Consider the following 12431-nt stretch of genomic DNA (forward strand, 5'->3'; position numbering starts at 1 on the left):
CTGTTGCGAGATGAGAGGATAGCAGGTATAATTAAAAAAAACAAAAAATATGTTCATATGTCTGAGTATCAAATGATAATGGTAAGTTTAGATGAGTTAATAAGTGTGGATCATCAATATCGTAAATTCAAAAGTTTATTCAATTTTAAAGCAGTTGAAGCTGAGTTATTAGCAGTAGAATGCGAAGCTAACTATAAAGGCTATGGTATAGTGAGGCTGTTTAAATGTTTGCTGCTGCAATTTATGGAAGACTTATCGGATCGGGAATTGGAACGTTATTTAGCTGATAGCACAGCGGCAAAATGGTTTTGTGATTTTGCTCTTACAGAGAAGACGCCTGATTATAGTGTATTTAGTAAAATACGTAAAAAAATAGGCACTAATTTACTATCAAAAATATTTGTAAAATTCCGAGATCAACTACGAGCACAAGGCTATATGGGTGAAGTATTTACCTTTGTAGATGCTTCTCATTTAATCTCAAAAGCTAATCTTTGGGAGGAACGTGATAAACTAAGAACACAAAAATATGATAAATTGAATAATGAGACTCTGCCTAAGGTTGTAAAGGATAAACAAGCTAAAATTGGCTGTAAGGGAGCAAATAAATTTTGGTATGGTTATAAAAAACATGTGAGTGTCGATATTCAATCAGGAATGATCAATAAGGTTGCAGTTACCCCTGCAAATGTTACTGATAGCAAAGGTTTTAAGCATGTTATGCCAAGCTCCGGTGCTACATATGTTGATAAAGGTTATTGTACAATCTCTGCCAAGAATGCAGCAGCTAAAAAGGGGTTCCATCTTTGCTCAATAAAGAAAAATAATATGAAAGATAAGAATTTTGACCTTGATAAATATTATACGAAAATCAGAGCACCTTTTGAGAGGGTATTTTCAAAAGATAATAAACGGGTTAGATATATAGGAATTGCCAAAAATCAATTCTCTGAATTTATGAATGCCATATGTTTTAATTTAAAACGATTAGTGGTTTTAACAACTTTAATAGCTTAGAGAAATTTGTTAATAAAAATCCTAACTCTGTAAACAAATCTCTATTAAATTACTATACTATTGAATAAATTTTATCTCAATATTAAACAGAATTTCTTTTTAAAAATATTTGGACAGAGCTAAATATTTATTTATCTGTTTTCCTCTCATTTTACTATTAAAAATTATCTCGCAACAGTCCCTTATTTTGAAAAACCCTCTAAATATTAGGTTCATGATATCGCTATTTAATAATTCAATTCCTTTGCTACACTCCATCGTTGTCATATTGTTTTTAGGACAATTCGATACAATTAAATTTTTTGTAGTAGGATCTATATAATAATTTTCTCCGTTATATCCTATTTGAAGCATATTATATTCTTGATCTCCAATTGTTGCTCTTGCTGTAGTAATTCTTGCCACAGTGGTTAAAAATGAAGTTAATTGATGTATCATTTTGCTATTCCTTTGGATTTTTAAAATTGAAGGGCATAATCAGCAGTACTTATTTGATAGTCAAGAAATTATTAACAAAAATTAATAATTAATATATAATCATTGCAATTAGGTGAAATTATATAAATTTCAATATCGCTTGAAGTATCTAAAGAAATGTTATAAAGTCAAAAAGTTCATAGAAATTTTAGCAGATAGCTATGCTTTATATTTTAAAACACAAAATTATCATTGGAATGTAGAAGGAGCAGAGTTTAGAAGTCTACATTTATTATTTGAGGGGCAGTATGAAGATTTAGCTGAAAGCTTAGATGAGCTTGCTGAAAGAATAAGAAGTTTAAATGCTAAAGTTCCCGCATTATCAGATTTAATAAAACTTGCATCTATAGATGAGGCAAATCTAAACGCAACAGCAAATGAAATGCTTAAAAGTCTAACGAAAGATCAAGATATTATTAGAGATACATGATATAAGGGACTCAAAGTAGCACAAGCAAAGGGTGATGAGGGTACAGCCGATATGATTATTGGACGAATTAAGGTGCATGAAAAGAATAGATGGATGCTGAAGAGTAGTATACTCTAGTGTCATTTCCATTTTCGTCATTGCGAGCGACTGCAAGGAGCGTGGCAATCTCAGGAGATAGTATATGATTCCTGAGATTGCTGCGTCGATGCTTGTGCATCTCCTAGCAATGACGTTAATGCTCATAACAAACAAACTAACAAAATAAAAATAAAATGGAACAATATGATGTAGCCGTTATAGGCGGTGGTCCAGGTGGATATGTTGCAGCAATTAGAGCAGCACAATTAAAGAAAAAAGTTGTATTAATAGAAAAAGAGCATTTGGGTGGGGTATGTCTTAATTGGGGGTGTATACTGACTAAATCCCTGCTTAAATCTGCTGAGGTTTTTGAATATATAAAACATGCTAAAGATTATGGAATTGATGCTAAAGGTGCTGAAATCAACATTAAGAAAATAGTCGAACGCTCAAGAGAGATTTCAAATAAGCTTGCAGGCGGTGTTAAGTTACTACTGAAGAAAAACAAAGTGACCGTGATATACGGAGTAGCAAGTCTTGCAGGAAATAAGGTAATAAATATAAATGATAAACCTACAGTAAAAGCAGGAAATATTATTATAGCTACCGGCGCAAGATCTAGGGTTTTAAAAGGCTTTAAGCCCGACGGTAAACAAATTTGGACTTCTAAAGAAGCTATGATACCGCAGCATGTGCCGAAATCTATGATTATTGTCGGCTCAGGTGCAATCGGTATAGAATTCGCTTCGTTTTATAATAGTATTGGTGTGGATGTTACCGTAATTGAGGCACATAATAGAATATTGCCTGCTGAAGATATGGAAATTAGCGGAATCGCTCATAAGAACTTTGAGAAGAAAGGTATAAAAATTATTACAAATTCTAAGTTAATTAAGCAAACAAAATCAAAAGATAAGATAGAAGTTGAGTTAGAGTTAGCAGATAAAACACAAAAATTACAAGCTGAAATTTTACTTATGGCAGTAGGTATTACAGCTAATACGGAAAATTTAGGTCTTGAGAAAACAAAAATTAAAGTAGAAAACGGCTATATAACTACTAACGGGTTAATGCAAACTGCGGCATCAGGAATTTATGCTATAGGCGATGTAGCAGGAGTGCCTTGTTTAGCTCATAAAGCAAGCCATGAAGGTATTATTGCAGCGGAAAGCATAGCGGGCTTAAAACCGCATGCTATTAATAAACATAATATTCCTGGTTGCACTTATTCTTCGCCGCAAATAGCAAGCGTCGGTTTGACTGAAGAAGCAGCAAAAACCTTAGGTTATGAGCTTAAAATAGGCAGATTTCCTTTTATAGCTAACGGTAAGGCTTTAGTAAGCGGTGATAGCGATGGCTTAATTAAAACTATATTTGATGCTAAGACGGGTGAGTTGCTTGGAGCTCATATGATAGGCTCGGAAGTTACGGAATTAATACAAGGATATGTGGTTTCAAAAAATTTAGAAGGAACGGAGTTGGATTTAATTAACACTATCTTCCCGCATCCGACTTTATCGGAAATGATGCATGAATCAGTATTCTCTGCTTATGATAGGGCAATACATATATAATACTCGATGAACTTCAAAAATTTGGCTACGTCGTCTTATAAGAGCTGTGGTGCTCACGTATTAAGTATATGCTCCGCTCCTCGCCTTATAGACTCCTTGCTCTTGTTGAAGTTGATCTTCGTATATACGTTTCATTTTACTTCGGAGATATAAATTAAGAAAATGAACAAAGGTAATTTAATCGAGAATTATGCAGTAGCGTTATTTAATAACGCTATGGTTGATAATATACAAGATAAGATCTTTGAAGAAATTACTTCTATAAACCGTATAATTACCGATAATTTTGATATTAGAGAGTTCCTATTTTCTCCTATAGTAAATAAGAACGACAAAATTAACGCAGTCAATTCATTAGCAAAAAATATCAAAATTAGCACAATAGTACAAAATTTTTTATTGTTATTGGTAAAAAATTCTCGTACTGCTATTTTATCTAATATAGTAGATGCTTATAATACTTTACTATATGAAAGTAAAAATATAAAGATAGTTCAGGTTATTTCTGCAAATAAGTTACAACCTAAAGAGCAGGAGTGGATTAAATCTCGTATAGAAAAAGAATTAAATCAAAAAACAGAAATATTATTTGATATAGATAATACTATTATTGGTGGTATTGTAATTAAATATGATAGTATGTTGCAAGATTACTCAATAAAAGGTAGTTTAGAGAAAATAACGAAAGCTTTAAAGACAGTTAATATTGCTGCATAGATATTTATATAGTCATTGCGAGGAAATTACGAAGTAATTGACAAAGCAATCTCAGGATATTTTATGAGATTGCCACGAGGCCTACGGCTGCTTGCAATGACGACTCGGTATCCACACGGGCAATGCTCGTTCGCAATGACAAGAAAATTAGGAGACATAAACCGCATGAAACTAAAGCCTATTGAAGTAGCTGAAATATTACAAAAGGAAATAGCTAATATTAATTGCTTAAGTGAGCTTGAGGAAGTAGGGCAGGTAATAACCGTCGGTGACGGTATAGTCCAAATTTACGGTCTTGCTAATGTAAAATCCGGTGAAGTAGTAGAATTTAAATCCGGTGTTAAGGGCCTTGTTTTAAACTTGGAAAACGATAGTGTCGGTGCTGTAATTATGGGGGATGATAACCAAGTACAGCAAGGTGATAATGTCAAAAGAACTAAAGAAGTTTTAGAAGTACCGGTAGGAAAAGCTTTGCTTGGTCGTGTTGTTGATGCTCTAGGTAATCCTATTGACGGCAAAGGCGATATTGCAAGTAAAGAGTACAGACATATCGAGATGAAGGCTCCGGGGATAATAGAAAGAACGAGCGTGAGTGAACCCGTACAAACCGGAATAAAGGCTATAGATTTGTTAATCCCAATAGGTAGAGGACAAAGAGAGTTAATAATCGGTGATAGGCAAACCGGAAAAACGGCTATAGCCGTTGATACTATTATTAATCAAAAACAAGTTCATTCACTTACTAATGAAAGTGATAAAATTTATTGTATTTATGTAGCTATTGGGCAGAAAAGATCAAGTGTTGCACAAATAGTAAAAAAACTAGAAGATGCCGGAGCCATGGACTATACACTCATTGTTTCGGCTACTGCTTCAGAAGCTGCAGCTCTTCAATTCATTGCCCCTTATTCTGCCTGTAGTATGGGCGAATATTTTCGTGATAACGGCATGCACGCACTTATTATTTATGATGATTTAAGTAAGCATGCCGTTGCATATAGACAAATCTCATTATTACTTAGAAGACCTCCCGGGCGAGAAGCCTATCCCGGCGACGTGTTCTATCTGCATTCAAGGTTGCTTGAGCGTTCTGCTAAAATGTCAGAGGAAAAAGGCAGCGGTTCACTTACTGCTCTTCCTATAATTGAAACGCAGGCAGGTGACGTATCCGCATATATCCCAACAAATGTTATTTCGATTACCGACGGTCAAATTTTCTTAGAAAGTGAGCTATTTTATAAAGGCGTAAGACCTGCCGTTAATGTCGGTATTTCGGTAAGCCGTGTTGGTTCTGCAGCACAAATAAAGGCTATGAAGCAGGTAGCAGGTTCGGTAAAGCTAGAGCTTGCTCAATTTAGAGAGCTTGAGTCTTTCTCGCAATTTGGATCAGATTTAGACCCTGCCACTAAAGCACAAATCGATCACGGTAAAAGATTAGTTGAGATATTAAAACAAGCTCAATATAATCCTTTTCCGGTAGAAGAACAAATAGTAAGTATTTATGTCGGAACTAAGAAATATTTAAATGATGTCCCGCTTCAGAAAGTAAAAGAATTTGAAGATAAAATGCTTACGGAGATAAGGTTAAATAAAAAAGATATTTTGGAATCAATAAAAAACGAGCAACGTATAACCGAAGAAACCGAGCAGAAACTGAAAGCATTTTTAGAAAACTTCGTTAAGGAATTTGTTAAATAAGATGATGTTGTTTTTGTGTGGATACTAAATCGTCATTGCGAGTGACTGAAAGGAGCATGGCAATCTCAGGATATTTGACGAGATTGCAACAAAGCTTCGTTCCTCGCAATGACATAAAAATACTAAATAAATATGTCAAATTTAAAGCAGTTAAGAACTAGAATTAAAAGCGTTAAATCTACACAAAAGATTACTAAAGCAATGCAACTAGTATCAGCTTCTAAAATGGCAAAAATAAAGAGTCAAATAGCCAATTCAAATTTTTATATTGAGGCTATTAGTAACATGATGTCTGCTATATTATCAATTGATATGTATGAGTTATCTATAGAAGAGCAGAAATTTTTTAATACCGTGCCGAATAAAACAAATTTATTGATAGTTATGACATCACAGCGTGGTTTATGCGGAACGTTTAATTACAGTATAATTAAGCAAGTTAAGAATGATATTAAAGAGTTAGAAAATAAAGGCGAACAAATAAAACTTATCATTATTGGAAAAAAAGGTTACGAAGCACTAAAAAGGCAATATGTAAATTATATTGATAGTTATTTTGAGTTACCCAAAATTCATGATGAAAATCTGATGCTACAAGTAAAACAAAAAATTATGTCGGCAGTAGAAAATCTAAAAGTTAGTAATTGTGTTATATATTTTAATAAATTTAAGAACGCAATGACTCAAATTATGACTAGACAACAGATTTTACCGGTAGCAAAATATCAGGATGATTCTATGATAGATAATCCTATAGTTAATTTAGTCGGATTCGGATACAAGGAACGAGGAGCGAAGCCTATAAATAATAGGAGAGCGACGAGTGACATAGTAGGCGAGTCCAAATCAATTGACTATAATTATGAATATGAGGGAGAGAATCTCATTTCTAATCTAATTAATTTATATGTGAATTCCCAAATAAATTATGCTTTACTACAAAGTAGAGCAAGTGAGGAGGGAGCTAGAATGACCGCTATGGAAAATGCAACAAATAATGCTAATGATTTAATAAGCAAGTTAGTTTTAAAGCTAAATAGATCAAGACAGGCTATTATTACTACGGAATTAATAGAGATTATAGCCGGTTCAGAAGCGGTTTAGATATACTCGTTTAATTTGAAAATTGGCGTCGTTGTTTCATATTTTTTGATCCTCACGTACTAGTATGTACGCTGTCAAAAAATATGAAACGCCTTGCTCTTTTCCACATTAAACTGCGTCTATCTGTTCTTCATTTTATTCGTAGTATATTTTTTAACAAAAGAAAAAATCATGACAAAAAATATTGGAAAAATTACTCAGATTATTTCAGCGGTAGTGGATGTAAAATTTACGAATAACGGTGAGTTACCGGAAATTTTAAATGCTCTAGAGTGCTATAACGATAAACAAAGGATAGTACTGGAAGTAGCACAACATATAGGTGATGACACGGTGCGTTGTATTGCTATGGATTCTACGGAAGGGTTAGTGCGGGGCGTAGAAGTAATAGATACAGGCAGTCCTATTCGTATTCCTGTAGGTACTGAGACGCTTGGGCGTATTATGAATGTTGTAGGTGAGCCGATTGACGGTAAAGGAGACATTAAAAGCTCAAATATTTCTTCTATATATAAGCCTGCTCCTGATTTTACCAATCAGTCAACCGAGCGTAATATATTAGTAACCGGTATTAAAGTTATTGATTTACTTGCTCCTTATACTAAAGGCGGTAAAATAGGACTATTCGGTGGTGCAGGAGTCGGTAAAACCGTGCTTATAATGGAGCTTATTAATAACGTAGCTAAAGCACATGGCGGTTATACGGTATTTGCAGGAGTCGGTGAGAGAACTAGAGAAGGTAATGATCTTTACCATGAAATGATTGACTCGGGTGTTATTAACCTTGCAGAGCCTGAAAAGTCAAAAGTAGCTTTAGTTTATGGACAAATGAACGAGCCGCCGGGAGCAAGGGCAAGAGTTGCGTTAAGCGGTCTGACCATTGCGGAGAGTTTTAGAGATATGAATGAAGGGCAGGATGTTTTGTTTTTTGTAGATAATATTTTCCGTTTTACTCAAGCAGGTTCTGAAGTATCGGCGTTACTCGGTAGGATTCCGTCAGCGGTAGGGTATCAGCCTACTCTTGCAACCGATATGGGCGAACTACAAGAGCGTATCACCTCTACTAAGCACGGCTCAATAACTTCCGTGCAGGCTATATATGTACCGGCAGATGATTTAACTGATCCTGCTCCTGCTACTTCTTTTGCACATTTAGATGCTACAACAGTACTTAGCCGTCAGATAGCCGAGTTTGGGATTTATCCGGCAGTTGATCCGTTAGATAGTAATTCGCAGGTACTTGATCCGATGATTGTCGGTGAAGAACATTATAGTGTAGCAAGACAAGTGCAGCAGGTTTTACAAGCTTATAAATCGTTGCAGGATATTATCGCTATTTTAGGTATGGATGAGCTATCCGAAGAAGATAAACTAACCGTGGCACGTGCTAGAAAAATACAGCGTTTCTTATCGCAGCCTTTCCATGTCGCTGAAGTATTTACCGGAGCTGCAGGCAAATTTGTTAATCTAGCCGATACTATCGCAGGTTTTAAAGGACTTGTAGAGGGTCAATACGATGATTTACCGGAAGCTGCTTTTTATATGGTTGGAACTATAGACGAGGCTATAGAGAAGGCGCAGACGTTGAAGTGACATTGATGTCATTCCCGCCTACTCGGGAATGACATAGTAAGTTTACTATATTATTCTATGAACGCAACAATTCTAGTCAAAATAATTACTCCTTTAAGTATTGCATTTGAAAAGCAAGCTAAAATGGTAACAATGCCGGGTGAGGAGGGTATGTTTGGAGTGCTGCCGAGTCACGTTCCGATGATTGTTAGTTTAAAAGCCGGTTTAATGCAGGTTTATATAGATGATATGCATAAATCCGAAAACACTTATCTTATTTCTGGTGGTGTGACCGAAGTAACGGCAAATTATATTAATATAGCTACGGAAACGGCTATTAACGTTACGAATTTAAGTGAAGCGGAAATAGCAACTAAGCTTCTCGATCTTCAAAAAACTTTATCAGATCAACATTAAGTTGTTTGAAAAATCTACGTTTTGGGATAAGGTTATTTTAATGTCATTGCAAGGCTTTTTTCCGTCATTGCGAGGAGCGAGAGAAGCGACGTGGCAATCTTGTCAAACTTCCTGAGATTGCCACGCAGTGCTAAGGCTGCTCGCAATGACGATGTTCATTCCACATAATCAAGTGAGAAACAAATGTCAAAAGTACATAATTCAGAATATATACAAGAGTTATCAGTCGATAATACTTCATACAAAATTTACGATATAAATAAAGCGGTAAGCGATATCGATCTTCCCTTAAAAAAGCTTCCATATAGTTTAAGAGTATTATTTGAGAATGTATTACGTTCTAATGGTTCAAAGCAAAGCTTACTTGTATTTAAAGAATGGCTAAAAACTAAAAAATCTGATGCGGAAATAGATTTTATGCCGGCAAGAGTTTTGATGCAGGACTTTACCGGTGTGCCTGCTATTGTAGATTTGGCGGCTATGCGTGATGCGATGAAGAAAATAGGAGGCGATCCGTTAAAAATTAACCCGCTTATTCCTGTTGATTTGGTAATAGACCATTCCGTAAGCGTTGATTCTTATGCAGCTAAGGATTCATTCAATAAAAATGTTCAAATGGAAATGAAACGTAATATAGAGCGTTATGCATTTCTTAAATGGGGGCAGCAAGCATTTAATAATTTTAAAGTAGTGCCGCCGGGTACGGGTATTTGTCATCAGGTAAATTTAGAATATTTAGCAAAAGTCGTGTGGCATAAAGACGGCACTCTTTATCCTGATAGTTTAGTTGGAACGGATAGCCATACAACTATGGTAAACGGTTTATCGGTGCTTGGTTGGGGAGTCGGCGGAATAGAGGCAGAAGCTGCCATGCTAGGTCAACCTCTTACTATGATCCTGCCGGAGGTAATTGGGGTAAAACTAACAGGAAAATTAACAGGTATAGCTACCGCAACCGATTTAGTTTTAACCGTTACCGAGATGTTGCGGAAAAAGAAAGTAGTAGGTAAATTTGTCGAGTTTTTCGGTGAGGGTCTTAAAAACCTAACGATTGCCGATCGTGCTACTATTTCTAATATGTCGCCTGAATATGGTGCTACTTGCGGCTTTTTCCCGATTGATCAAGAAACTATAAAATATCTAGAGCTAACAGGTAGAGAAAAAACGCAAATCAGATTAGTAGAGCAATACGCAATCAAGCAGAATCTTTGGTATGATTTTGAACATGCGGCAGAATATACCGAGGTTTTAGAGCTAGATTTATCTATGGTACATAGTTCACTTGCCGGTCCAAAACGTCCGCAAGATCGAGTAAACTTAAACGATGTAGCAAGTAATTTTAAATATGAATTACCGAATTTTGCTTTAGAAAATAAAGACATTGATAAAAAATATGCCGTAGCAAATCAGAATTACGAAATCGGTAACGGCGATGTGGTAATTGCAGCAATTACTAGCTGTACTAATACTTCTAATCCTTCGGTTATGATTGGTGCAGCACTTCTTGCTAAAAAAGCACTAGAACACGGGTTAAAGGTAAAACCTTGGGTTAAAACTTCTCTTGCTCCTGGTTCAAAAGTCGTAACGGAATATTTGAAGCTTAGTGGTCTTGATAAATATTTAGATGAATTAGGGTTTAATCTAGTAGGTTACGGTTGCACTACTTGCATCGGTAATTCCGGACCTCTAAATCCAGAAATAGAGGAAACTATTAACAAAAACGGGCTAGTTGTTGCTTCTGTTTTATCTGGTAATAGGAATTTTGAAGGGCGAATTAATCCGCTTACTAAAGCAAGCTATCTCGGCTCGCCTATTTTAGTCGTAGCATATGCACTTAGCGGCACTCTTAATATAGATCTAACAAATATGCCTATAGGAGAAAATATTTATTTAAAAGATATTTGGCCAAGCAAAGAAGAGATAGATGAAGTTATTGCAAATTCAATTAATTCCTCTATGTTTATAGAAAAATATTCTGATATATTTAGCGGAACGAAAGAGTGGAAAGATTTACAGGTTACTAATAGTTCTACTTATAACTGGAATAAGAATAGTACCTATATTAATAATCCGCCTTATTTTAAGGATATAGGCAGCAAGAATAATATACAAGATATAAAATCTGCAAAAATTCTAGCAATTCTCGGTGATTCTATTACTACCGATCATATTTCGCCGGCAGGTAATATTAGTAAAACCAGCCCTGCTGCTAAATATTTAACGGACCATCATATAGAGTCTCTAGATTTCAACTCTTACGGATCACGTAGAGGAAATCATGAAGTAATGATGCGTGGCACATTTGCTAACATTCGTATAAAAAATGAGATGTGTAAAGGTGTAGAAGGCGGGTTTACCATAAACCAGTTAAGCGGCACGCAGCAAACTATCTACGATGCAGCTATGGACTACAAAGCTCATGATGTATCAGTAGTGATTTTTGCAGGTAAAGAATATGGCAGCGGCTCATCTAGAGACTGGGCAGCAAAAGGACCTGGGTTGCTTGGTGTAAAGGCAGTGATTGCCGAGAGCTTTGAGCGAATACATCGCTCAAATTTAGTAGGTATGGGTATTTTACCGTTAACTTTTACCGGCAATAATACAAGATTAGATTTAAAGTTAGACGGTTCAGAAACTATTGACATTACAGGCTTAAGCGAGAATATAAGCTCTTATAATCCTGTTAAATGCGTGATAAAAAAACAAACCGGTGCAATAAGAACAATCGATTTAATATTGCAAATATTTACGGATAATGAAATAAATTATATAAAGCACGGCAGTATTATGCATTTTGTGGTAGAGAGTTTGAAGGGGTAGTTTGCTGGTATCGTCATTGCGAGGAATTTGCGTAGCAATTGTACGTACGTAATCTTGGGATTTTGTTATTATTTCATGAGATTGCCACGCAGCCTACGGCTGTTCGCAATGACAACTCAGATAGCCATGCAACAACGCCACACGGGAACGACATAAAGAGGTAAAAATATGGACAAGCATCTTAAAGAATATACCGAGAGCGGTAAGAAAAATTTAATTGTGGTATATATATTATATTTATGCGGGATCGTAGCTCCGATATTGCCGTTAATCGGGGTATTTTTTGCATATCTTAACAAAGATAAAGGCGATCACTTTGCAATTAGTCATTACGTGTTTTTATTTCGTACTTTTTGCCTTGGGGTTCTTGGGTGGATTGTATGTTTTATATTTACGTTTATCATGATTGGAGTAGTACTATACTTTATACTCGCTGTTTGGTATATACTTCGTGTTGCCATCGGTTTTAAATATATGATAGAAGACAAAGCATCCCCAGACCCTATGACTTATTGGATAAAATAAAA

At 35.4% G+C, this 12431-nt stretch carries 10 protein-coding genes and 1 pseudogene; 10 read left to right on the plus strand and 1 reads right to left on the minus strand.

Features of this window, described 5'->3' with window-relative positions; all coding sequences use genetic code 11:
* Positions 1-3 precede the first annotated feature (3 nt).
* Complete coding sequence (locus tag C4Q30_RS05950) at positions 4-1017, plus strand: transposase (RefSeq protein ID WP_209445201.1); 1014 nt, start codon at positions 4-6, stop codon at positions 1015-1017.
* Positions 1018-1116: 99 nt separating this feature from the next.
* On the opposite strand, the gene C4Q30_RS05955 is transcribed toward C4Q30_RS05950, so the two are convergent.
* Positions 1117-1455: a hypothetical protein gene (locus C4Q30_RS05955; protein WP_245207512.1), complete on the minus strand. Its 339-nt coding sequence runs from the start codon at positions 1453-1455 to the stop codon at positions 1117-1119.
* 139 nt (positions 1456-1594) lie between these two features.
* On the opposite strand from C4Q30_RS05955, the pseudogene C4Q30_RS05960 reads away from it, so the two are divergent.
* The 9 genes and pseudogenes from C4Q30_RS05960 (at position 1595) to C4Q30_RS06000 (ending at position 12429) form a co-directional block, all read left to right on the plus strand.
* Positions 1595-2041, plus strand: a pseudogene (locus tag C4Q30_RS05960) (Dps family protein).
* Between the two features lie 155 nt (positions 2042-2196).
* Complete coding sequence (lpdA, locus tag C4Q30_RS05965; protein WP_103897482.1) at positions 2197-3576, plus strand: dihydrolipoyl dehydrogenase; 1380 nt, start codon at positions 2197-2199, stop codon at positions 3574-3576.
* Between the two features lie 162 nt (positions 3577-3738).
* A complete protein-coding gene (gene atpH, locus C4Q30_RS05970) occupies positions 3739-4293 on the plus strand; it encodes an ATP synthase F1 subunit delta (protein ID WP_103897483.1) in 555 nt (184 codons plus the stop codon).
* Between the two features lie 165 nt (positions 4294-4458).
* Complete coding sequence (atpA, locus tag C4Q30_RS05975) at positions 4459-5991, plus strand: F0F1 ATP synthase subunit alpha (protein ID WP_103897484.1); 1533 nt, start codon at positions 4459-4461, stop codon at positions 5989-5991.
* A gap of 132 nt (positions 5992-6123) precedes the next feature.
* The gene (gene atpG / locus C4Q30_RS05980; protein WP_103897485.1) at positions 6124-7095 is read left to right on the plus strand and encodes an ATP synthase F1 subunit gamma; all 972 of its coding nucleotides are present in this window, start codon (positions 6124-6126) and stop codon (positions 7093-7095) included.
* A gap of 171 nt (positions 7096-7266) precedes the next feature.
* Positions 7267-8688: a F0F1 ATP synthase subunit beta gene (gene atpD / locus C4Q30_RS05985; RefSeq protein ID WP_103897486.1), complete on the plus strand. Its 1422-nt coding sequence runs from the start codon at positions 7267-7269 to the stop codon at positions 8686-8688.
* A 57-nt stretch (positions 8689-8745) separates the two neighbouring features.
* The gene (locus C4Q30_RS05990) at positions 8746-9084 is read left to right on the plus strand and encodes a F0F1 ATP synthase subunit epsilon (RefSeq protein ID WP_103897487.1); all 339 of its coding nucleotides are present in this window, start codon (positions 8746-8748) and stop codon (positions 9082-9084) included.
* Between the two features lie 183 nt (positions 9085-9267).
* Entirely contained in the window at positions 9268-11904 is a 2637-nt protein-coding gene (gene acnA, locus C4Q30_RS05995) for an aconitate hydratase AcnA (protein ID WP_103897488.1), read from the plus strand.
* Positions 11905-12072: 168 nt separating this feature from the next.
* Positions 12073-12429: a DUF4870 family protein gene (locus C4Q30_RS06000; RefSeq protein WP_103897489.1), complete on the plus strand. Its 357-nt coding sequence runs from the start codon at positions 12073-12075 to the stop codon at positions 12427-12429.
* Positions 12430-12431 lie beyond the last annotated feature (2 nt).

Origin of the sequence: Rickettsia fournieri, assembly GCF_900243065.1 — a bacterium.
In the GTDB taxonomy this organism is placed as follows: Bacteria; Pseudomonadota; Alphaproteobacteria; order Rickettsiales; family Rickettsiaceae; genus Rickettsia; species Rickettsia rickettsii.